Consider the following 21,839-nt stretch of genomic DNA (forward strand, 5'->3'; position numbering starts at 1 on the left):
ATGGAGAAAAACATTCAACAAGAGAAAGATAAAGAAAAACCTGTTTTTTATGATCCGAAAGGAAGGAGAAATATAGCCTTTATTTGGTTTCTATGTATCTCAATAGTTAGTGTAGGTGTTGTATTCTATTTTTTCTTTCAAAGTATTTTTTCAACACCAGAAATTCCAAATATGAATACCGCTGTACAACAAGATACTAAACTTGTACCAATTAATCAAAAACTTAGTGATCAGCAGTTAAAGAAGGAAGAATTTAACCCAAATACCGAAACGAAGGATAATAAAAATTTGGTGAATCCACCGAAGGATAGTAAACAACCTAAAGAAGTGTATGGTTTTTATGTAAATTGGGATGAAAATAGTACCGCTTCTTTAAAAGAAAATATCGATTCCTTAACTACGTTAGTACCAGAGTGGTATCATTTAAAAGCAGATTTAACGATTAGAAGTGAGATAAAACCTGAGATAGTAAAGTTGGCAGAAAAAAATCAAGTGAAGATTATGCCTTTGCTTACTAACTATACTGAGGAAGCTTCTGGTCCTGATAGTGGGCTAATTCATAAGTTACTGAATTCCTCAAATGATGTAAAGACAAAGTTTATTAATGATTTAGTAAGCCAAGTTAAAAAGAATCATTTTTCAGGAATTAATATTGACTTTGAGGCCGTACCTGAAAGTGATAGAGAAAACTTAACAAATTTTATGAAAGAACTTACTACGGAATTTCATCAACATGATTTGCTCGTTACACAAGATGTTCCAGCTAATGATAAGGCTTTTGATTATAGTGCGTTAGCAAAAATAATAGATCGAATGATTGTAATGATGTACGATGAGCACTATGGAGCCGGGGAACCAGGACCAATTGCTTCAAATAAATGGTTCCAACATACATTGAAAGAACTGAATATTCCGTCTAATAAGCTTATAGTTGCTTTCGGTAACTATGGATATGATTGGCAAGTAAATAGTAAAGAAGCTGCGAAGTCTTTAACTTTCTCAGAAGTTATGGCAATGGCTCATGATTCAAATATGAAAATTCAATGGGATAAAATGAGTGGAAACCCTTATTTTAGGTATAAAATAGAAGGGAAAGAACATACTGCTTGGTTCTTAGACGGTGTAACTCTTTATAATCAAGTGAAAATCGCAATGGACAATCATGCAAAGGGATTTGCGTTATGGAGACTAGGAGCAGAAGACCCTACAATATGGAAAGTTTTAAAAAATCCTAATGTATTACATAAAATCAATAGTTTAGATGAAGTAAATTATTCTGGACAAGGTGAAATTTTACAGATTGAGAATGAAAGAAAAAATGGATTGAGAGATTTTAAAGTAGGCAAAGATGGTTACCTTACAGATGAAGTATATCAATCCTTACCATCTGCATATGAAGTGCAACGATATGGAAAACCAAATGGGAAACAAGTAGTATTAACATTTGATGATGGACCAGACCCGAAATATACGCCAGAAATTTTAGATATATTAAAAGAGAATCAAATAAAAGCTGCTTTTTTTGTACTTGGTGAAAACGCACAACTAAATACTAGTATTGTAAAAAGAATATACGATGAAGGGCATGAAATTGGCAATCATACTTTCAAGCAACCTAACATAGCTGATACGTCTTTACTACGAACGAAAGTAGAACTTAATACGACGCAACGTTTAATTCAGGAAGTAACTGGACATTCTACGGTTTTATTTAGACCGCCATATGAAGCGGATGCTAACCCGGATTCATCAAATGAAATATTGCCTATTTTACGTGCACAAAATATGAACTATACAATGGTAGCGGAAAAAGTTGATCCCGAAGACTGGGCAACACCATCAACAAATGAATTAGTAAAGCGTGCTCTTAATCCCATTTATAAGGGAGAGGGAAATATTATTCTTCTCCATGATGCGGGAGGGAATCGTACACATACAGTAGAGGCGCTCCCAATCATTATTAAAGACCTAAAAAAGCATGGATATAGTTTTGTAACAATTTCAGATTTAATGAATAAAGAACGAGATGAAATTATGCCTCCTGTTTCTTCTGAGGGGAAGCAATATTTACTTTACAATAAAGCTGTCTTTTCAGGAGCTGGATATTTTAAGCATATATTAACAACTATTTTTTATATCGCTATTGGATTAGGGGTTTTTCGATTCTTATTCTTAATTTATTTTGCATGGAAGCAGAAAAGACAGACGTTATCTCGCTATATTAATTCGTCTTATCAACCTTTTGTTAGTGTTGTCATAGCGGCATATAATGAAGAAAAGGTGATAGCTAAGACGATTCGCTCAATTTTGAATAGTAATTATAGAGAATTTGAAGTTATTGTTGTGGATGACGGATCGACAGATGGTACGTCAAAAGTAATGAAAGAAACATTTTATAAACACCCTAAAGTTCGTTTCATTCAGAAAGAAAACGGCGGGAAATCATCGGCAATGAACCAAGGGTTTCAACAATCGCGAGGAGAAATCATTGTCACTTTAGGTGCGGATACTATTATTGCGCAAGATGCTATTTCTTTAATGGTTAGACACTTTGAAGATCAGAATGTAGCTGCAGTTTCAGGTAATGTCAAAGTGGGGAATAGACGGAATTTGTTAACTACTTGGCAACATGTTGAGTATATTACAGGGTTTAATTTAGAACGTAGAGCTTTTGATGAGTTAAATTGTATTACAGTCGTTCCAGGAGCTATTGGGGCGTGGCGCAAGAAGAATGTAGTTGAATCTGGATATTTAAGCGAAGATACATTAGCAGAAGATACGGATCTTACTATTACATTTTTACGTCAAGGGCATAGAATTGTATATGAAGAAAAAGCGCATGCTTTTACGGAATCACCTGAGGATGTGAAAAGTCTCATTAAACAGCGATATCGTTGGTCATATGGTACACTTCAATGTCTTTGGAAACATCGAAAAGCGTTGTGTAATTCAAAACATAAAACATTAGGATTTATTGCACTGCCTAATATGTGGTTATTCCAATATGTTCTGCAATTCATTGCTCCTTTTGCAGATATATTAATGATTATAGGACTATTTAGTAGTAATCCGCTAAAAGTTTTAGGATTTTATTTTGTATTCTTTTTAATGGATCTTCTCGCTTCTCTGTTCGCATTTAAATTAGAGGAAGAGAACCCAAAACCATTGGCATGGTTAATTTTACAACGTTTTATTTATCGTCAATTTATGACTTATGTTGTCATTAAATCTATATTCTCATCGCTTCGAGGAGTAGCGGTAGGGTGGAATAAACTAAAGAGACTGGGGAGTGTTAAACATTCCACGGAACATAAGGAGGCATCATAAAAGAGCGGACTATCTGCTCTTTTTTTCATTGATTTTAGTTAGTTGAATGTAGAGTTGTAGCATAAAAACTGCTGCTTCTATAACGAGATTCCTATTCATCATGAATAGTGAGACATTATGTTAAGCTAATCCTTTAGTTTCGGATTAAAGTTTTTTTATATTTTTTTAAAATGACGGACACAAAAACGCATATACCTTCGAATTATATATATGGATAACATAAATATGTATATAAAAGGGGAGAAATAAGATGAAAGAAAAAAAAGAAATGTTTCAAGAAATCGCTGAGGTGTTAAAGGTATTGGCGCATCCAGTTCGTCTATCTTTAGTAAAAATAATGCTTGCAAAAGGTCCTACTAATGTAACAACAATGTATGGGGATTTACAAATGCCTCAAAGTACAATTAGTCAACATTTATCTAAACTAAAAGCTGCTAAAATGGTTACAGGTACTCGGAAAGGATTAGAAATTTATTATGAGGTAACTGACAATCGCACAAAATCAATATTAGCATGTTTAGTTTAAATAATGACTTCTATTTCAAAATAAAAAACGCTATTCTTTTCTATGATTTTACAGAGAGAATAGCGTTTTTTATTTTTAAGGAGTATCTTTTTATATGCCTATAGAATGGAGTGAAAGGTTTATGGGTCTAAATGTACCTACTATTACCTTAGGTTCTAGTGCGTCTAATAATAAAAAAATTCTCGGTTTAGGGGTGATTCTTTATAGCTTACGTACAATTGAGATTAGAAAAAGTAGAGCGAGCGTTTAATGAGGCGGAAGTAGTGTTTATATGCGAAACTTTATAGAAATCTCATTTTTCTAATTGTATCTTTTTAGATTGATGGATGTGGGGTCACGTCCATCAATCTAAGAAAACAAGTTAGCTAAAAAATGATGAAAATAAACTTTATAAAAATAAAAAATATGAATGTAGAGGATTAAACAAAGTATATAGTGCTTTTTTAGTCATGTAATCTTTTAATCTGATGATCTTTTCCCCATTCAAACAGATCATTCATTATTTGCATTAAAGATTTTCCGTATTCACTTATGGTGTACTCAACCTTTGGTGGTACTTCTTGATATACGGTACGATAGATAATCCCATCAGCTTCAAGTTGCCGAAGTTGTTGTGTAAGAACCTTTTGTGTAATGTTTGGGATTTCTCGTTTAATTTCATTTGTTCGCATTTTTCCATCCGACAAAATACATAAAATATGAACTTTCCATTTTCCACCGATTACATCGAGTGTTGTTGCAATTGGGCAATTATCATTTTGATTCATATAACACCTCCAAAGGTACTTCAAGGTTCCTATAGTACCTGAAAGTACGTACTTTTCAATTATATGTAACTCATTCATACTAATACGTAAAGGATTGATTAATTTATAAAGGGGCTGGAAAATGATGAGAACACTTGTAATTGTAGCACACCCTCATATTGAAAAATCAAAAATTAATAAAAGATGGATAGAAGAACTTGAGAAACATTCAGATGAAATTACGGTGCATGAATTATATAAGGTGGCACCCGATTGGGAGTTTAATATTGAAGAAGAGCAAAAGTTATTAGTAGAACATGACAGATATATATTTCAATTTCCGCTTTACTGGTACAGCACACCACCATTATTAAAAAAATGGTTCGATGATGTATTAACATATGGATTTGCGTACGGATCACAAGGAGATAAAGTGAAGGGGAAAGAATTTGGTGTAGCTATTTCTATAGGTGGATTAGAAAAAGACTATGAAAATAGTGGGATTACAATGGATGAGTTGACGAAACCATTCCAAGCTACATGCCTATATACAGGTATGGAATTTATACCTTCCTTTTATTTATATGGTGCAGAATATAAACTAAGTGATGAAGAGATTGATAAAAGTGCACCTGAGTATGTGCAATATGTAATGAACAAGAAGTATTCTAATATATAATGAAAAATAGCCATTTACTTGTGAAGTAAATGGCTATTTTATATTCTTCTTATATTCACTAAGTGTAATCTTTAGTAAATTAATAATTAATCTGGTAAAATAAAAAATCTAACATATATAAAGGGGAGTTTTACTTGAGAACGATGCGAAAATTATTACAAAAGAGAGCAATGCAGTCACCAAATTTGGAAGCGCTTGTAGGAGGGAAGAAAAGATATTCGTTTCAGCAATATAATGAACGAGTAAATCAGCTTGCACATTATTTGTTACATAATGGTGTGCAAAGAGGAGATCGTATAGGAATACTATGCAAAAATAATCACCCATTTCCAAGCGTTATGATGGCAAGTTTAAAAATTGGAGCGGTATTTATTCCGCTAAATCATCAGCTTACTGTATATGAATTAGAAACGATTGTAAAAGAAGCGAAATTAAAAGTGTTAGTTATTGATGAAGAATTTAGTGAAGTGTTATTAAATGTTGATGCTGTTAAAGAAATTCCTTATGTAATTCAAACGACAAAAGAAGGTTTTGGTTCATTTGAATTAGAGCTGCAAAAACAGCCAACGACAGAACCGAACGTAGAAGTTCATGAAGAAGACGACGCCATTTACTTATTTACTTCAGGAACGACTGGACAGGCGAAAGCATGTGTAATTGGACATAAAAACTTACATCATTATTTTGCTGAAATTGCGGGACAAAGAGAAATCCCAGCAGGTGAACGCTTTTTATCTGTGCATCCATTGTTCCATATGAGTGGCGTGCTTTCTATTTTAAATTGTATTTATCATGGCGTTACGATGATTTTCTTAGCTGATTCGAATCCTACTCTTATTTGGGATAAGATTGAAGAAGAGAAAATTACTACGATGCTTGCGTTCCCTGCTGTTTATAGTTACATGCTTGATGAATTAAATAAAAAAGAACGTAATATTTCAACCTTTAAAGTAGCACAAAGCGGTGGTACAAAAGTGCCAGAAACACTCATTCAAAAATATATGGAAAAAGGAATATATATGGTGCAAGGTTATGGTAGTACAGAAGGTTGGGTTGTAACCTCATGGCATCCAATGATGGGAAAAGAAAAGATGTCTTCTGTAGGAAAGACCTTGAAAAATGTAGAGGTGAAAATTGTTCATCCGGAAACAGGACATGAACTAACAACAAATGAAGTTGGAGAGATTCATGTGAAAAGTCCATACATGTTTAAAGGATATTGGAATAATGAAAAGGCGACAAAGAAGGTAGTAAAAGATAATTGGTTTAACATGGGTGATGCTGGCATGATAGATGATGATGGATTCCTGCATATTATGGGAAGATATAAAGATGTTATTATACGCGGTGGTGACAACGTATATCCAGATCAGGTAGAAGATGTTATTCATGAAATACATGGTGTTTTAGAAGTTGCAGTAGTTGGAGTTCCGGATGATTTTTGGGGTGAGGTTCCAAGAGCTTATCTTGTGAAGGATGGCGAAACAACATTAACAGAAGAAAGTATTACTCAGTATTGTAAAGAGAAATTAGCAAGTTATAAAATACCAGAAGTAGTATTCATAGATGAGTTACCGAAAAACGCTTTAGGAAAAGTGTTGAAGAGGGAATTACGAGATGCAGTTCTTGTGAAATAGAAAATTATGAAACGATGGAGAACCCAGTTATGTATAAAGCATGACTGGGTTTTTATGTATCAAAAACATAATGATTTACTAGATTTTGTATTTTGTGTAAGATAATAAAGAAAATTCAATTAATATTCTGAGGGATGAAATTAAATGAAGCTATCGTTATTAGAAGTAGAGACGGATAGACTCATTATCCGTCCATTTCAAAAAGCTGATTATGGAAGCTAGTTAGATCAATTTTCTTATTGATTATAAAAATAAAGAAATGGACAAATAAGGGGAAAAGAAAATGAAGACTATAAACGTATTTCATTACGACGCATTTACGAATAAACCAAATAAGGGAAATCCAGCAGGTATTGTATTAGAAGCAGATGGATTAACGGAAGAGGAAATGCAAATTATTACTGGAAAAGTTGGATATAACGAAACAACTTTTGTTCTTTCCTCAGAAGTAGGAGATATAAGAATGCGCTATTTTACACCTGGTTTTGAAATGGATTTATGTGGTCATGGGACAGTAGGGACGATATATGCCTTGCGCGAAAAAGGTTTATTAGAAGAGAAAAGTAACCTTACGATTGAAACGAAGGCAGGGATTTTACCAATACAAATAGGTGTAAATGAAAATGGAGAAACCTTTATTAAAATGAGGCAGACAGCACCTCGGTTTAAAGATTTTGCAGGTTCAAAAGAAGAATTAGCTCATAGTATTGGTTTAGAAGTAAATGATTTAGATGTAAGTTTACCGATAGTATATGGAAGTACAGGAAACTGGACTGTAATTGTGCCGATTAAAAATCTAGATACGTGTGAGAGAATGAAACCTAATAATGCTGCATTTCCGTTAGTATTAAGAGAAATACCTAATGCTTCTATTCACCCAATTTGTCTAGAAACTTATGATGAACTAGCACAAATGCATGGCCGTCATTTCTCGTCAGCTTTTGCTGGCTTTTGCTGGGACGATTGAAGATCCAGTGACAGGAACAGCTTCAGGTGTAATGGGAGCGTATTATGCGGAGTATTTAGAGAAAGATTTTGAACATGAATTGGACTTAATCGTTGAGCAAGGACAGGAAATAAATAAAGATGGTCGTGTAACTGTTTATGTAACGAAAGGGATAGAAAACGAAAAGTTACAAATAGATATTGCTGGAACAGCGGTGTATGTGAAAGAGTTTGAAGTTTTAATATAAAAAAGAAAGCCCGGCATACATCCGGACTTTCATTATCTGTTCAACACTTCAATATACGAAGCATCTCCAGTTGTTCTTAAAGCAGAGCGAAAATTGTTATTTTCTAGCGTTTTAGCGACTTGTTGTAATTGCTGTGCATCATCATGATGGATAAGTAAGCTGTCAGCACCGCTTTCTTCTATATGAATATGTTCGACGTTTCCAATGGCATCATGTACAGCTTTTAAAAATTCAGGTTTCATGGTGTCCTCCTATATGTATGTAACGTTTTATTTAGTATTTCCTTATTTTTGAAATATAAAAGTAAATGAAAGGAGAAATAAAATGAATATAAAGCAGTTTAACGAACATATAACATCACTATTTGGAGAGCATCTTCATAAATACGGCGATGATGAATATGGTTTTACTCATATAAGTAAAGATGAATTTCACAAAATCGGTTACACAACAAATTTAACGTTAGAAACTATTGAAGAAGCGTATAGAAATGGAGTCGATATGATAGTTACACATCATGCGCCGTGGCGTTTTTTATTTGGTATGGAAGAGGCTTGTATTGAGAAATTGAAGCAATATGAAATGAATCATTTTTGGGTTCATTTGCCGTTAGATTTTGTAAAGTTTGGCACGTGTACATCGTTATTTAACGGAATTGGGATAGATACAATACTGGAATATTCCACGTATGAGGAAGAAGAACTACCGGGAATAGGAGAATATAAAGAAGCGATTCCTTTTTCAAACTTAGTTGGAAAACTTGAAGAAAAAATGGAAGAGAAAGTGAAGAGCTGGAGAAATCACGATAAACCAGTAAAACGGATTGCGATTTTAACCGGTGCAGGAAACAATACAAATTTGATTGAACGTGCATTAGAAAAAGGGTGTGACACGTACATAACAGGTGAAAAAACATTATATACAGTGCAACATGCGAAATTTAAAGGGATTAATTTAATTGTAGGCAGTCATACGTTTACAGAAGTGTTTGGTGTAGAAAGTTTGGCTCATAAATTACAAGACATAGACCCTGCAATAGAAATTATTAGAGTATATGAAGAGCATTTAGAGTGATAAAATCACGTTATCATAAATGAGATATGGAAGAAAGCCATTGTAATAAAATAAAATTGTTGTTTGTTATATTAGGATGGTTGGGAGGATTTCCCTTGCGTTTGTCAAATAATAGTAAAGTTGTCTTTTGAATTAAGGGAATCTTCCGAATTAAAGGGTGAGAGAATGGACATTTCAATAATCACTGCACAACTAGTTAAGGAAAAAGTTAGTTCACATTATCCAAATAGCGTAAAAGCATTAAACGGGGGAACGGCAAGTACTATATATTTGTTAGATGAACAATACGTTGTAAAGTTGAATGAATCGGATGTCATACGTGAAGAAGTTTATTTTCTTCAGTTTTATAAAAAGGACGAATTATTTCCAAAGCTTTTATATAAGGAACCTTTAAATCGCTATATTGTTTACTCATTCCTTGAGGGCACAACTTCTTGCAAACTAGGCTATAAACGGAGTGTTCTTTGTAAACTTGTAAAAGAAGTTATCAATGAGTATGAAGTAGCTACAGAGGTTGATGGCTGGGGATGGAAAGAAAACCTAGTTCAATCTTGGAATGAATTTTTAACGACAAATGTGATGGAAGCTCATGAAAATGTAAGACGTTACATAAATGAGGAAGAGTATAGAACGGTTTTTAAGTTAGCAAATATCCAAGTAGGGGGACTGGAATAAATCAGCCATTTTTATTGCATGGTGATCTTGGATTTCATAATTTTATATTTCAAGAGAATGAGCTGCACGGTGTAATTGATCCTTTACCAGTGTTAGGAGATCCTATATATGATTTAATTTATGCGTTCTGTTCAACTCCGGAAGATTTAACAAAAGAAACGATTGGTTATGCGATGAAACAATGTGTATTTCATAAAAATGACCGTGATTTATATGAAGAAATAGTCATAGGATTATATTTGCGTATAGATACATGTTTACGGCACCACCCGAAAGATTTAGAAGATTATTTAGAAGCTTGGCGTTATTGGATGGGTGAGGTTGAGGTGACTTTATAGTACAAATATTTTTGGGGAGATAGTGAGATGAATGTTGCAGAAGCGAAAAAGGATTTAGCAATAAAAACGAAGAGAGGCCTACCGATTATATTAGCCGGCGTTTTATTTTGGATAGTTATGAGTATAACGGGATTTGTTCTTTCTGAAAAACAAGTGGTGTGGGTATATTTAATCGGTATGGGCTGTGTGTTTCCTTTTGGCTTAATGATAGCTGCTATATTGAAGATTGATATGTTTGCGAAAGGAAATCCGTTAGGGGTTTTGGCAGGCTTAATTGGTGGAATAAATGTATTGAATATTCCACTTGTATTACTTGCCTATTTTCAATTTCCAGAATGGTTACCTTTTGTAGTAGCGATGTTAATAGGTGTTCATTTTATTCCGTACGTATGGATTTATGAAAGTAAAAGTTATGGTTTATTGTCAGTAGGGACTGTATTTGTAACGTCAGTTTGCGGGATTCTTTTTGCAGAAAAAGGATTTACTGTAATTCCATTATCGGTTACAGTTGTCTATTTACTTACTTTTATAAGTTTAATAATTGAAAATAAAAAAGCAGATCATTATCAACAAAAGTCAGCTTAATAAAAATATAGGGATAGGGGAAATTATGATGAAAAATTTCGTTTGTACAACGTGTGGCGTGCAGTATGCAGCGAGTGTAGAAGAACCGGTGAGTTGTCATATTTGTGATGAAGAGAGGCAATATGTGAATCCAAAAGGACAATCTTGGACGACACTAGAAAGCTTACAAATTGGTGATACATATAAAAATGAAATAATCGAAGAGGAAGATGGACTTTATAGTATTACAACAAAACCAGGATTTGCGATCGGTCAAACGGCATTTGTAGTGAAAACAGAGTCATATCGTTTACTGTGGGACTGTATTACGTATTTAGATGAAACGACAATTACGAAAATAAAAGAGCTTGGCGGATTAGATGCGATTGCATTGTCTCATCCTCATTATTATTCAACGCAAGTAGAATGGGCAGAGACATTTGATGTACCAATTTATATACATGAAGATGATAAAGAGTGGGTGATGCGTCCGAGTAGTCGTATTATTTATTGGTCTGGTGAGTCTTTACAATTAGCTGATGGATTAGTCATTCATCGTTTAGGGGGACATTTTAAAGGTGGATCTGTCTTACATTGGGAAGAAGGTAATGACGGAAAAGGAATTTTGTTAACAGGTGATATTATTCAAGTTGTAGCAGATGAGCGGTGGGTAAGCTTCATGTACAGCTATCCAAACTTAATTCCACTACCAGCGAGAAAAGTGGAAGAAATGGTGAATCGAGTGAAGCCGTTACAGTTTAATCGTTTATACAACGCTTTTCATCGAGTAGTAAAAGAAAATGCAAATGAGGCAGTTGAACGTTCTGCTGACAGATATATAAAAGCAATAGAAGGAAAGTTGTTTCATACGTAAAAGGAGAGTAGCTTAATGAAAACGTTAGTATGTTTTGGAGATAGTATTACAGCTGATGAAACATTTTTTGATGGAATGCCGAGATTAACACCACGTTTGCAAGAGATGTTTCCGAACTGGAAAGTAGTGAATGCAGGTGTTCCAGGTGATAATACATTCGATGCGTTAAATAGAATTGAAGAAGATGTAATATCATATAAACCAGATTTCGTAACAGTTTTTCTTGGTACGAATGATGCAGTTTCTTTTTCTCAAGTGTCATTACAAGCATATAACGAAAACTTAGAGAAGATTGTGAACCAAGTTTCATCAGATAAAGTACTACTGATTAGTCCTGCACCAGTTGATGAAGAAAGACAGCATAATAGAACAAATAGAGTGCTGAGTCAGTATGCAGACGTGGTAGAGGAAGTGGCAAAAGAAACAGGAAGCTATTTTTTAAATTTGTATGCTGAAATGATTCAAGAACGGGATTATAAAAGATTTGTAGAAAATGATGAAAAAGATGGATTACACTTTGGGCCAGAAGGTTATGAGTATGTAGCGAAGTTAATTGGTGAAAAGTTAAAAGGGATTTTATAAGGAGCAAAGCACTTAGTGCTTTGCTTTTTCGTATTTCTTTCGCGGTCCATAAACTTATTGATCGCTGTAATTTGGACAGATATTTTGCGTTTTTATCCCGCATTAACTGTCCGTAAACGCCCCATTGGTGAGGGCTAATAATCAGTGGGGGATGAACAAAAACCCCACTGATTAAAGTTTCACTTTATGTGCTTAAAAGGCGAGTTCTGTTTTAAAGTAATATAAATTTATTTTTAAAAATTTATATTTCGTAGTTGAAAATCAATAAAGGTGTAACTATAATAGTTACAGTAAGTTTGTTATTTTGAAATGTACACATTGAATTACAAGAATGAAGGGAGTTTTTATGTAAATCAAAAAGTTATAAAAATCTATTAATTTTTATAATAAGATAAAATGCTTTTCAGTTCATACACATTATGAAATATGTTATTTCTAATAGAAAACTAGAGGTGGAAAAATGAAAAATTTTAAAGGTATGTTGATATCATCACTTGCAATTACAACTTTTGCTGGGGTAGGTACGACATTTGTAACAAATACAGTACATGCTGCTAATGACGATTCTAGTAAAATACAAGTTCGTTCTAATAAGAGTATAAATACAACAACTGGCTCGAGATTCCCTGTATTATCATCAGTCAATCCTTATGATGAACCTAGATTTTCGAGACAGGGATATCTTGAAGAGGCACCTTTAGGAATTAATGCTCCTTATGCTTGGGGAATTAAAGGAGGGAATGGTCAGGGGGCAACTTTTGTAGATTTGGAAGAAGGCTGGTTATTAAATCATGAAGATTTAGTCGGTCAAAATATTGAATTTATGTCTGGAAAAATGAGTAATGATCTTTCTCATGGTACTTCAGTTCTAGGTGTTGTTTCTGCAGCTGACAATGGGAGAATTGATGTAAGAGATGCTATTTTAAGTGCCGTAGATTCTTTACAGGCTGGAGATGTTTTATTAATAGAAGAATCCTTTAAATATGATGGATATGGAGATGACCCTTTACCAGTAGAAGTATACCCGAGTATATTTAACGCAATTCGCAAAGGTACAGATAAAGGCATTATTATTGTAGAAGCAGCTGGTAATGGTGGGATTGATTTAGATGAATTTAAAGACCGTAATGGTAAACAGATTTTAAATCGAAACAGTCAAGACTTTAAAGATTCAGGAGCTATTATAGTGGGAGCATCTACTGCAAGAGTTCCTCATAAACGTTTAGCTTTCTCTAACTATGGTAGTAGAATTGATGTATATGGTTGGGGAGAGTATGTTGATACATTAGATACATATCAAAATCAAAATAGTAAAGGACAAAAAGTTACAGATCAGAACATAACTAATCGTTATACTTCTAATTTCCGTGGTACTTCTAGCGCTTCGCCTATAATTGCTGGGGCTGCTGTATCGATTCAAGGGATTGCTAAAGAACATTTAGGTAAGGCATATACACCAAAAGAATTGAGAGCAATTTTAAGTAATCCTAATACAGGCACAAAGTCTAATAACCCATCATCTGATAAAATAGGGGTTTTACCAGATTTAAAAGCAATTTTGTCTAACCTTGGATTTCATAGTGATTTGACTACCAATGATCCTATGGTATTTCCAGATAACGTAGAAAAAAATGAAGGAAAAGAAAATTCAACTTTCGTATTTCCAGGTGAAGAAACAAAAAGAACAGGTGATAAAAATTCAACTGTAACCTTCCCAGAAGAAGATTTAAAACAGGAGGAAAAAGAAGAGGGATTAATTGTTTTTCCTGATTAATAAAAAAATACTACCTTCCATTTGGGGGTAGTATTTTTTATTTCTTGTCATTAACAAGCAGGCATGAAATTTGTATTTGTTTATCTTTTATAATGAATTTAACTAAAAAAATCGAATATTTGACTGTTAATTTACTTTTTTGTCTCAATCAATTACATGAATCAATCTAGAAATGCTTGCTGCAATGCTCTCAGTCCATCACTGTAAATGCCATGAAACAGATTAATTGCCTCTTCATCACTAACTTCAACAGGAGTGAACGTACCAGACCACTCTACTAACGATGTGTTACTTTCAGTACCTCCTTTAACCTGGATTGTAGATAAATAATTAGTGACTGGGAATGGTGCATTCATGATTGAATATGTGTAGTAGCGCTCTTTATCATTGAATACTTCTAATCGTTCTATAATTGTATCGCCATCTGGATTAGCTAGATGACGTACACGACCGCCTTCAGTTAATTTACTGCTAGGTATATAAGGTAACCAGTCTGGAAGGGAGTTGAAACCTCCGATTAATTGCCATACTTGTTCCGGTGAAGCAAAAATTTCCATAGATGTAGTAGTATGTGCCATATTCATTACGCTCCTTTTCATCCCGGTATTTACGGGTAAATAATCAGTGGGGGATGCTCCCACTGATTAAAGTCATATTATTATTTTACGTTGATTGGTAGTGGTGCATTAGGTGCTACTAATTTTTGTTCGCGCATTTCTTCCCAGAATGCTGCTGGAATTACTGTGTTTAAGGCATTTTGGTCTTCTACAATGCGTTCCGGTTTACTTGCACCAGGAACAACAGCAGCAACTGCTGGATTGGCTAGTGAAAATTGTAGTGCAGCAGCTTTGATGCTGATTTCGTGACGATCTGCAAGAGCTTTGATTTTCTCAACTTTTGCAATAATTTCTGGCGATGCTTTTTGATATTCGAAGTGAGCGCCGCCAGCAAGAATACCTGAGCTATATGGGCCACCAACAACAATATCCATATTATGCTTTACAGCTGCAGGCATTACTCGTTGCAATGCACGTTCGTGGTCTAATAATGAATAGCGACCAGCTAGTAAGGATATATTCGGTTTCGCTTCTTCTAAATCAAGCATAAGTTCAATTGATTCTACTTTGTTTACTCCAAGCCCCCAGCCCTTAATAACTCCTTCTTCACGTAAACGTGTTAGCGCACGGAATGCTCCTGTTCGAGCTGTTTCAAATTGTGAAATCCACTCATCACCATAAAAGTCTTGTGCTAAATCATGAATGAAAACAAAGTCTAGACGATCTGTTTTTAAACGTTTCAAACTTTGCTCGATAGAACGAAGTGTTGCATCTGCGCTATAGTCATTGATCATTTTATTTTTGCGACCAAATTCGAAAAGTCCGCCTTTTTCACCTAAATCACGTGCAGATGGATCTTCTAGTTCATCTGAAATCGTTCGACCTACTTTGGTGCTTAAAAAGTAATCATCACGATTTCTTTTTGACAGTGCTTCACCAAGACGGATTTCCGCTAATCCAGATCCATAAAGTGGAGCTGTATCAAAGTAACGAACGCCATTCTCCCAAGCAGCATCCACTGTAGCGATTGCTTCTTCCTCTGGGATATTACGGTACATATTTCCTAGTGGTGCTGTACCAAACCCGATTTTTTCTTTTAGTAATTTACTCATTATAGATATCCTCCTAAAATGTATTTGAAAATTATTTATTCATTGTGAATGGATGTGAAAATGAAAACATGTCATTTCATCGTCTGACAAAATGTATGATAAAAATACTCACTTTAAAGTACAGGTACTAACAGGTAATTTCTAACACTGCATGACTCACTCAACTCTTACAAATGCTATTATGAAATGTATTTTACATAATGAAAAGTACGTACTTTAAAGTGATATAGATACTAAAAAGTAATACAGGTACTTTTTGGTGCCGTACTACTCATCTGCTGTTTACGTATGCTATTATGAAACATGTTTAACACAATAAAAAGTACGTACTTTAAGGTGCTATAGATACTTAAAAGTAATATTTAAATATTTTAGCTTATTTGTCTTATAAAATTATTAAAGGAGATTTTTATATGAAAACATACAATATTCCTGTAGAGGCAACTTTAGAGGTTATCGGTGGAAAGTGGAAAGTAGTTATCCTTTGTCATTTAAAGAAAGACAAAAAGAGAACGTGCGAATTAAAACAATTAATGTCTGGTATTACACAAAAGATGTTAACGCAACAATTACGTGAATTAGAAGAAGATGGTGTAATCGAGAGAAAAGTGTATAACCAAGTGCCACCAAAAGTAGAATACTCTTTAACTGATTACGGTCATTCTTTAGATTCTATACTCGATACTCTTTGTAACTGGGGAGAAAATCATCTTGAAAAGAATGGTAACACGTCTATGCTTATAACCGCAGCTGAATAAAGAAAGAAAAAACGAACGAGAATACGTTCGTTTTTTCTTTTTGTATAGAGGGAGATTTTTAAGCAGCATAATTACTTTTTTGTAATATAGGTACTTTTTTGTGCTGTAGGAACTAAAATGTGCCGTATAGAAAATTATTTATTTTTACGTAACAATAGATAAGGAATTTATAAAAAAGGAGAGGAGATCGCGTGAAACAATATAATATACCTATAGAAGCAACTTTAGAAATTATCGGGGGAAAGTGGAAGGTCGTTATTTTATGTCACTTAACAAAAGGGAAGAAGCGAACGAGTGAGTTACAACGTTTGATGCCTGAAATTTCTGTTAGAATGTTAACGCAGCAACTACGTGAGCTGGAAGAAGATGGTGTGATTACACGTGAAATTTACAAAGAAATTCCCCCTCGAGTAGAATACTCCCTAACCGATTATGGGTGGTCTTTACAAAATGTATTAAATCAATTAACCGCGTGGGGAGAACGATGCATAGATAGAAAAAACACAGAAGTTAAGTGAAATCTCTATATGTAATATTGAAAACACCACCTAATGACGAGGTGGTGTTTTTCGTTTTAAAACTTTAGAAAGTTGTTATGATGAAAAGTAAAATTTTTGAGGACCTGTTTCAGTCATGGGTACTTAAAAGTGCCTACATCACTTTAAAGTACGTACTATGCTTCATAATATAACCGTTTTATAATGACACTCGTAGCAAGAAGTCATAACGATTTTAAGCTATGTTCAAAAAGACTTATTAACTAGTATAGTTTTTTGTTCAATTTTTTAGTAGGAGATGTTTTTATGGTTGAAGAACTTTTTTATAAAAAAATACTTAAAAATCTGTTTTCAGATCCAGTTCAAATTACACTTTGGAATGGAGAAACAATACAATATGGCGAAGGGGAACCTCAATTTCATATAACATTCCATAAGCCGCTCTCAAAAAAAGAAATTGCTAAGGATCCTTCTATTGCATTCGGTGAAGCATATATGAATGGAGACCTTGAAATAGAGGGTAATCTTGAAAAAGCAATTCAATCTATTTATAAAAGGCAGGATAGCTTTTTAGGTGATAGTAAGTTGCAATATTTCAAAAGTAAATGGAATTTCTCAAAACAAAAAAATAAAGAAGATATTGCTCACCATTATGATATTGGGAACGATTTCTATAAATTATGGCTTGATGAGACAATGACATATTCTTGTGCGTATTTCCAAAATGAACAAGATTCTTTAACGACAGCGCAGCATAATAAAGTGAATCATATTTTGAAAAAGTTGAACCTTCAAAAAGGTGATACGCTATTAGATATCGGTTGCGGGTGGGGTGAGCTCATTACAGCTGCCGCTAAGCAGTACGGTGTGAAAGCGATGGGAGTAACATTAAGCGAGGAACAATTTGCAAAGACTTCCGAGCGAATTAAACAAGAGGGACTTACGGATTTAGTTGAAGTATCTTTACTTGATTACCGCGATATTAAGAATCGTAAATTTGATAAAATTGTTAGTGTAGGTATGATCGAACATGTAGGAAAAGACAACATTACGCAATACTTTGAAACAGTTAACAAACTACTAAATGATGGCGGGATTTCTCTGCTGCATTGTATTACTTCTCCGGCTAATGGTGGTGCTACGAATGGTTGGATTGAAAAATATATATTCCCTGGTGGGTATGTTCCTGCTGTTAACGAATTAATCACGAACATGACAAACGAACAATTTTTCATTGTTGATGTGGAAAGCTTACGTAGACATTACGGGAATACATTACAACATTGGGCTCGAAATTATGAAAATGTACTAGAGGAAGTTCGCAAAACGAAAGATGAGCGATTTATCCGCATGTGGCGTTTATATTTAAATGCATGTGCAGCTTCGTTCTTTACAGGTAATATTGATTTACATCAATTTGTATTTACAAAAGGGATTAATGATACAATTCCGATGACACGTTCTTATATGTATGAATAAGAGTATATAACTAAGTAGCTCTCAAGTCATTGAGTATAAATAAAATGATGATAGGATATAAGTCTATAACGTAAAGTCGAGATGGGAATCAGAAAATGATTTCTTTCTCGACTTTTTGATATATAATTTTGAAATTAAAACTATATACTTTTAAAGATAAAAATATACAATAAATGTAGAAACGAAAATTTATGAGCAAGGAAGTTGAAGAACATGACATTAACAATGGGCTTTATTGGATTTGGAAAATCAGCTAACCGTTATCACCTACCTTATCTAAAGACACGTAATAATATAAAAGTAAAAACAATTTTTGTACGTCAAATAAATGAAAAATTAGCGGCTCCATATGAGGAAAAAGGTGTTTACTTCACTACTGATTTAGACGAATTGTTGAATGACAAAGAAATTCAAGTTGTGACGATTTGTACGCCAGCACATACGCATTATGAATTAGCAAAAAAAGTTATACTAGCCGGAAAATCAGTTATCGTTGAAAAACCATTTTGCGATACAGTAGAACATGCGAAAGAATTATTAGCTTTAGGACGAGAGAAAGGTGTAGTCGTTATGCCTTATCAAAACCGTCGTTTTGATGGTGATTTTTTAGCTGTAAAGCAAGTAGTTGAGCAAGGATTCCTTGGTGATATTATTGAGATTGAATCACATATTGATTATTTCCGTCCTGGTTCAATCACTCATGAAGCTCCAAAAGAAGAAGGTTCATTTTACAGTTTAGGTATTCATACGATGGACCGTATGATTTCATTATTTGGCCGTCCAGATACGGTAACATATGATATTCGTAATAATGAAATGGAAGGTGCGGTTGATAACTATTTCGATGTTGGTCTACATTACGGAAATCACCTGAAAATTAAACTGAAAACGAACCATGTCGTAGCGAAAGATTATCCACGCTTTATCGTTCATGGAACAAATGGATCATTTATTAAATACGGTGAAGATCAGCAAGAAAATGATTTGAAAGCGGGGATTATGCCTGAGAGTGCAGGGTTTGGTGAAGATTCACCGATGTACTATGGAGTTGCTAAGTATCGTAATGCAAATGGTGACTGGATTGAAAAACAAATTAAAACACCGCTTGGTGATTACGGTCGTTTCTATGATGCAGCGTATGACACAATTGTAAATGGTGCACCAAAACTTGTGAAAGATGAAGAAGCAGTAACGAATATTGAAATCTTGGAAAACGGATTTGCTGCCCCATCACCTTCAGTTTACAAACTTGAGGCTTTACATTTGAATGAATAGAAGAGAGTTTGCGGTATAAAGGAGGTATGGAAATGGCAAGCGGATCAACACAAGTAAAATACCTCGGCATTTATCAAAAGATTAAACAGCAAATTTTAGACGGTGAATATAAAATCAACGAAAAAATTCCGAGTAGCTCCGTCCTTGCTGAAGAATTCGATGTTTCAGCACTTACGATTAAAAAAGCGTTAGATCTATTAGTAAGAGACGGCTACATTATCCGTCGGCGCGGAAGTGGAACAGTGGTACAAGATTGGCATCAGCAGGAAAAGGCACGAATGATTCAAACTTTAACAGGTACGAAAGCTGTTTACGGTAGTGAGGTAGAAAGTAAAATTATCGAGTTTGCGATTGTAGGTGCTGATGAAGTAGTTGCTGAGAAATTGGGAGTTTCAATTGGTGATTTCGTCTATAAAATCATTCGCCTTCGCATCATTCACAGCATTCCGACGATTATGGAGCATACATGGATGCCAATTTCGGTTATCCCAGGTGTTGAGGCTTCTGTTTTAGAGGAGTCGATATACTCACATATTCAAAATAAACTTGGTCTTGAAGTAGGGACATCTGTTGTCAGGGTTAAAGGAATTCGCCCAGATGATAGGGAAAAGCAGTTTATGAACTTAACAAATCAGGATTTCCTAATGCGAGTTGAGCAAGTAGCTTACTTAACGGATGGACGAACTTTTGAATATTCTTACGCAGATCATTTACCGGAAACCTTTGAGTTTGAAACAGTCATTACGGCAAAAAATTATAAAGAGACATAAAAAACGGTTGAGGCAAGTATTGTCTCAACCTATTTTATGTCTTCTACAGTTATTATTCATCAGCAGTAATCAGCATGGATGTGTTCCCGGTTTTTTCAAGATGAACTTCTCCCCAGGAACAGAGGGAATCAAGTATAGCTCCTAAAGACGAACCGTAATCCGTTAAAGAGTACTCTACTTTCGGTGGTATTTGGTCATATACTTTCCTTTGGATTACACCATCTTCTTCTAGTTCCCGTAATTGTTGCGTTAACATTTTTTGCGTAATACCAGGCATTAAACGTTTTAATTCACTCGTTCTTTTTGTTCCTTTTTTTAAATGACAAAGGATAACAACCTTCCACTTTCCACCAATAACTTCTAAAGTCGCTTCTACAGGAATATTATATGTCTTCATAAAAAAAACTCCTTTGATGAATTTAGATTACAGTTGTGAGCCTACATCCGTTGTAATACTAAAATTATTTCTTTTTAGTACCTATAACACTTTAAAGTGCGTACTATTTATTGTGCTAAATATCGGTCATAATAACCGATGTAAGAGAGAAATAAGCAGAATGGCACTTGAAAATGCATATGTTCCTTTTTAGTACCTATAACACTTTAAAGTACGTACTTTTTATTAGGATGAATATAATCCATAATAGCACTTGTAAGCAAGAAATGCGTGAAATGTGCTTTGAAGGAGCCATCATGCTATGGGGAATTTTACATGAGAATAATTTGTTGTGTTATTAAAATTAATCCAAGACTTAACAGTTGATTAATTGAACTGTAAAGTTTAAAATTACAGTAAGATTTTTAAAAGTGAGTTGTTAACGTCTGTAAAATGTAGCATGAATAATAGAGATAAATGAAACATTGCTGAATAACTAACATTATGTGAATTTGATTCTAAACTGTAATTTTTTTTAATACATTTCAATAAGCGATATTTAAAATGCACGTTTAATAACATTAAAGGAGTGAGTTAAATATGGTAATTCTATATACAACAGCAAGCTGTGCGTCATGCCGAAAAGCGAAAGCATGGCTTGAAGAGCATCAAATTGATTATATTGAAAAAAACATCGTATCAAATTCTATGACAGTTGATGAGCTTAAATCGATTCTTCGTTTAACTGAAGAGGGGGCTACTGAAATTATTTCAACTAGATCCAAAACTTTTCAGGACTTAAATATAAATATTGATGAGCTCTCGCTAAATGAATTTTATACATTAATAATTGAGCATCCACTAATGTTGCGTCGCCCGATTATGCTGGACGAAAAAAGATTGCAAATTGGTTTTAACGAAGAAGAAATTCGCAAATTTTTACCACGTAGCGTCCGAACATTTTTAAACATTGAACTGCAAAAGTTGGCTAATTAATAAGTAATATTTTTTAGGAAAAGTGGTATG

At 34.1% G+C, this 21,839-nt stretch carries 21 protein-coding genes and 3 pseudogenes; 19 read left to right on the plus strand and 5 right to left on the minus strand.

Annotated features, from left to right (window positions below; genetic code table 11):
- From ACQRBL_RS16745 to ACQRBL_RS16755, 3 genes are all read left to right on the plus strand, one after another.
- Nucleotides 1–3,327 (plus strand): glycosyltransferase, encoded by a 3,327-nt coding sequence (locus ACQRBL_RS16745; protein ID WP_411995923.1) that lies wholly within the window; start codon nt 1–3, stop codon nt 3,325–3,327.
- A gap of 250 nt (nt 3,328–3,577) precedes the next feature.
- A complete protein-coding gene (locus ACQRBL_RS16750) occupies nt 3,578–3,853 on the plus strand; it encodes an ArsR/SmtB family transcription factor (RefSeq protein WP_000660066.1) in 276 nt (91 codons plus the stop codon).
- A 94-nt stretch (nt 3,854–3,947) separates the two neighbouring features.
- A complete protein-coding gene (locus ACQRBL_RS16755; RefSeq protein ID WP_023522586.1) occupies nt 3,948–4,103 on the plus strand; it encodes a hypothetical protein in 156 nt (51 codons plus the stop codon).
- 193 nt (nt 4,104–4,296) lie between these two features.
- Here ACQRBL_RS16755 and ACQRBL_RS16760 read toward each other — a convergent pair whose 3' ends face one another.
- Nucleotides 4,297–4,620 (minus strand): winged helix-turn-helix transcriptional regulator, encoded by a 324-nt coding sequence (locus ACQRBL_RS16760; RefSeq protein WP_001072980.1) that lies wholly within the window; start codon nt 4,618–4,620, stop codon nt 4,297–4,299.
- A gap of 124 nt (nt 4,621–4,744) precedes the next feature.
- Between ACQRBL_RS16760 and ACQRBL_RS16765 the strand changes: the two genes are divergently transcribed.
- From ACQRBL_RS16765 to ACQRBL_RS16780, 4 genes and pseudogenes are all read left to right on the plus strand, one after another.
- Nucleotides 4,745–5,278: an NAD(P)H-dependent oxidoreductase gene (locus ACQRBL_RS16765; protein ID WP_016123075.1), complete on the plus strand. Its 534-nt coding sequence runs from the start codon at nt 4,745–4,747 to the stop codon at nt 5,276–5,278.
- Nucleotides 5,279–5,421: 143 nt separating this feature from the next.
- Nucleotides 5,422–6,915, plus strand: a complete 1,494-nt coding sequence (locus ACQRBL_RS16770; RefSeq protein WP_411995924.1) for a class I adenylate-forming enzyme family protein — start codon at nt 5,422–5,424, stop codon at nt 6,913–6,915.
- A 144-nt stretch (nt 6,916–7,059) separates the two neighbouring features.
- Nucleotides 7,060–7,134: pseudogene (locus ACQRBL_RS16775) on the plus strand (GNAT family N-acetyltransferase); the annotation flags it as partial.
- 64 nt (nt 7,135–7,198) lie between these two features.
- A pseudogene (locus ACQRBL_RS16780) lies at nt 7,199–8,108 on the plus strand (PhzF family phenazine biosynthesis isomerase).
- A gap of 32 nt (nt 8,109–8,140) precedes the next feature.
- On the opposite strand, the gene ACQRBL_RS16785 reads toward ACQRBL_RS16780, so the two are convergent.
- Nucleotides 8,141–8,350, minus strand: coding sequence for a hypothetical protein (locus tag ACQRBL_RS16785; protein WP_000801653.1), 210 nt, complete (start codon nt 8,348–8,350; stop codon nt 8,141–8,143).
- An 82-nt stretch (nt 8,351–8,432) separates the two neighbouring features.
- Here ACQRBL_RS16785 and ACQRBL_RS16790 point away from each other — a divergent pair, with 82 nt between their 5' ends.
- The 6 genes and pseudogenes from ACQRBL_RS16790 to ACQRBL_RS16815 all read left to right on the plus strand — a co-directional run bounded on the left by ACQRBL_RS16790 (nt 8,433) and on the right by ACQRBL_RS16815 (nt 13,989).
- Nucleotides 8,433–9,182: a Nif3-like dinuclear metal center hexameric protein gene (locus ACQRBL_RS16790; protein ID WP_016123072.1), complete on the plus strand. Its 750-nt coding sequence runs from the start codon at nt 8,433–8,435 to the stop codon at nt 9,180–9,182.
- A 165-nt stretch (nt 9,183–9,347) separates the two neighbouring features.
- A pseudogene (locus ACQRBL_RS16795) lies at nt 9,348–10,195 on the plus strand (aminoglycoside phosphotransferase family protein).
- A gap of 27 nt (nt 10,196–10,222) precedes the next feature.
- A complete protein-coding gene (locus ACQRBL_RS16800; RefSeq protein WP_023522581.1) occupies nt 10,223–10,780 on the plus strand; it encodes a DUF7010 family protein in 558 nt (185 codons plus the stop codon).
- Nucleotides 10,781–10,805: 25 nt separating this feature from the next.
- Nucleotides 10,806–11,633: an MBL fold metallo-hydrolase gene (locus tag ACQRBL_RS16805; protein ID WP_078994376.1), complete on the plus strand. Its 828-nt coding sequence runs from the start codon at nt 10,806–10,808 to the stop codon at nt 11,631–11,633.
- A 15-nt stretch (nt 11,634–11,648) separates the two neighbouring features.
- Entirely contained in the window at nt 11,649–12,215 is a 567-nt protein-coding gene (locus ACQRBL_RS16810) for an SGNH/GDSL hydrolase family protein (protein ID WP_065484567.1), read from the plus strand.
- 460 nt (nt 12,216–12,675) lie between these two features.
- Nucleotides 12,676–13,989 (plus strand): S8 family peptidase, encoded by a 1,314-nt coding sequence (locus ACQRBL_RS16815; RefSeq protein WP_411995890.1) that lies wholly within the window; start codon nt 12,676–12,678, stop codon nt 13,987–13,989.
- A 161-nt stretch (nt 13,990–14,150) separates the two neighbouring features.
- Here the strand turns inward: ACQRBL_RS16815 and ACQRBL_RS16820 are convergent, their stop codons facing one another.
- Nucleotides 14,151–14,567: an SRPBCC family protein gene (locus tag ACQRBL_RS16820; protein WP_023522577.1), complete on the minus strand. Its 417-nt coding sequence runs from the start codon at nt 14,565–14,567 to the stop codon at nt 14,151–14,153.
- 80 nt (nt 14,568–14,647) lie between these two features.
- Complete coding sequence (locus tag ACQRBL_RS16825) at nt 14,648–15,658, minus strand: aldo/keto reductase (protein WP_006924216.1); 1,011 nt, start codon at nt 15,656–15,658, stop codon at nt 14,648–14,650.
- 413 nt (nt 15,659–16,071) lie between these two features.
- Between ACQRBL_RS16825 and ACQRBL_RS16830 the strand changes: the two genes are divergently transcribed.
- The 5 genes from ACQRBL_RS16830 (at nt 16,072) to ACQRBL_RS16850 (ending at nt 20,437) form a co-directional block, all read left to right on the plus strand.
- Entirely contained in the window at nt 16,072–16,416 is a 345-nt protein-coding gene (locus ACQRBL_RS16830) for a winged helix-turn-helix transcriptional regulator (RefSeq protein ID WP_000860820.1), read from the plus strand.
- A gap of 191 nt (nt 16,417–16,607) precedes the next feature.
- A complete protein-coding gene (locus tag ACQRBL_RS16835) occupies nt 16,608–16,934 on the plus strand; it encodes a winged helix-turn-helix transcriptional regulator (RefSeq protein WP_006924211.1) in 327 nt (108 codons plus the stop codon).
- A 285-nt stretch (nt 16,935–17,219) separates the two neighbouring features.
- On the plus strand, nt 17,220–18,392 hold the full coding sequence (locus tag ACQRBL_RS16840; protein ID WP_006924209.1) for a cyclopropane-fatty-acyl-phospholipid synthase: 1,173 nt from the start codon (nt 17,220–17,222) through the stop codon (nt 18,390–18,392).
- 213 nt (nt 18,393–18,605) lie between these two features.
- Nucleotides 18,606–19,667 carry an oxidoreductase gene (locus ACQRBL_RS16845; protein WP_023522575.1) on the plus strand — a complete coding sequence of 354 codons (1,062 nt, stop codon included), beginning with the start codon at nt 18,606–18,608 and terminating at the stop codon, nt 19,665–19,667.
- Nucleotides 19,668–19,699: 32 nt separating this feature from the next.
- Nucleotides 19,700–20,437, plus strand: coding sequence for a GntR family transcriptional regulator (locus tag ACQRBL_RS16850; RefSeq protein ID WP_016123066.1), 738 nt, complete (start codon nt 19,700–19,702; stop codon nt 20,435–20,437).
- 52 nt (nt 20,438–20,489) lie between these two features.
- Here ACQRBL_RS16850 and ACQRBL_RS16855 read toward each other — a convergent pair whose 3' ends face one another.
- Entirely contained in the window at nt 20,490–20,834 is a 345-nt protein-coding gene (locus ACQRBL_RS16855) for a winged helix-turn-helix transcriptional regulator (protein ID WP_023522574.1), read from the minus strand.
- Between the two features lie 579 nt (nt 20,835–21,413).
- Here ACQRBL_RS16855 and spxA point away from each other — a divergent pair.
- Complete coding sequence (gene spxA, locus ACQRBL_RS16860; RefSeq protein WP_000236189.1) at nt 21,414–21,809, plus strand: transcriptional regulator SpxA; 396 nt, start codon at nt 21,414–21,416, stop codon at nt 21,807–21,809.
- Nucleotides 21,810–21,839: the final 30 nt, after the last annotated feature.

The organism is Bacillus sp. AF62, assembly GCF_050312695.1.
GTDB classification, from domain to species: domain Bacteria; phylum Bacillota; class Bacilli; order Bacillales; family Bacillaceae_G; genus Bacillus_A; species Bacillus_A cereus.

What these genes read in the sequence shown, in the direction of transcription:
- ACQRBL_RS16770 (WP_411995924.1), top strand. Translation starts at nt 5,422, where the DNA reads ATGCGAAAATTATTACAAAAGAGAGCAATGCAGTCACCAAATTTGGAA.
- ACQRBL_RS16850 (WP_016123066.1), top strand. Translation starts at nt 19,700, where the DNA reads ATGGCAAGCGGATCAACACAAGTAAAATACCTCGGCATTTATCAAAAG.
- spxA (WP_000236189.1), top strand. Translation starts at nt 21,414, where the DNA reads ATGGTAATTCTATATACAACAGCAAGCTGTGCGTCATGCCGAAAAGCG.
- ACQRBL_RS16805 (WP_078994376.1), top strand. Translation starts at nt 10,806, where the DNA reads ATGATGAAAAATTTCGTTTGTACAACGTGTGGCGTGCAGTATGCAGCG.
- ACQRBL_RS16760 (WP_001072980.1), bottom strand. Translation starts at nt 4,620, where the DNA reads ATGAATCAAAATGATAATTGCCCAATTGCAACAACACTCGATGTAATC.
- ACQRBL_RS16750 (WP_000660066.1), top strand. Translation starts at nt 3,578, where the DNA reads ATGAAAGAAAAAAAAGAAATGTTTCAAGAAATCGCTGAGGTGTTAAAG.
- ACQRBL_RS16755 (WP_023522586.1), top strand. Translation starts at nt 3,948, where the DNA reads ATGCCTATAGAATGGAGTGAAAGGTTTATGGGTCTAAATGTACCTACT.
- ACQRBL_RS16840 (WP_006924209.1), top strand. Translation starts at nt 17,220, where the DNA reads ATGGTTGAAGAACTTTTTTATAAAAAAATACTTAAAAATCTGTTTTCA.
- ACQRBL_RS16745 (WP_411995923.1), top strand. Translation starts at nt 1, where the DNA reads ATGGAGAAAAACATTCAACAAGAGAAAGATAAAGAAAAACCTGTTTTT.
- ACQRBL_RS16845 (WP_023522575.1), top strand. Translation starts at nt 18,606, where the DNA reads ATGACATTAACAATGGGCTTTATTGGATTTGGAAAATCAGCTAACCGT.
- ACQRBL_RS16855 (WP_023522574.1), bottom strand. Translation starts at nt 20,834, where the DNA reads ATGAAGACATATAATATTCCTGTAGAAGCGACTTTAGAAGTTATTGGT.
- ACQRBL_RS16800 (WP_023522581.1), top strand. Translation starts at nt 10,223, where the DNA reads ATGAATGTTGCAGAAGCGAAAAAGGATTTAGCAATAAAAACGAAGAGA.
- ACQRBL_RS16820 (WP_023522577.1), bottom strand. Translation starts at nt 14,567, where the DNA reads ATGGCACATACTACTACATCTATGGAAATTTTTGCTTCACCGGAACAA.
- ACQRBL_RS16810 (WP_065484567.1), top strand. Translation starts at nt 11,649, where the DNA reads ATGAAAACGTTAGTATGTTTTGGAGATAGTATTACAGCTGATGAAACA.
- ACQRBL_RS16790 (WP_016123072.1), top strand. Translation starts at nt 8,433, where the DNA reads ATGAATATAAAGCAGTTTAACGAACATATAACATCACTATTTGGAGAG.
- ACQRBL_RS16830 (WP_000860820.1), top strand. Translation starts at nt 16,072, where the DNA reads ATGAAAACATACAATATTCCTGTAGAGGCAACTTTAGAGGTTATCGGT.
- ACQRBL_RS16785 (WP_000801653.1), bottom strand. Translation starts at nt 8,350, where the DNA reads ATGAAACCTGAATTTTTAAAAGCTGTACATGATGCCATTGGAAACGTC.
- ACQRBL_RS16815 (WP_411995890.1), top strand. Translation starts at nt 12,676, where the DNA reads ATGAAAAATTTTAAAGGTATGTTGATATCATCACTTGCAATTACAACT.
- ACQRBL_RS16825 (WP_006924216.1), bottom strand. Translation starts at nt 15,658, where the DNA reads ATGAGTAAATTACTAAAAGAAAAAATCGGGTTTGGTACAGCACCACTA.
- ACQRBL_RS16765 (WP_016123075.1), top strand. Translation starts at nt 4,745, where the DNA reads ATGAGAACACTTGTAATTGTAGCACACCCTCATATTGAAAAATCAAAA.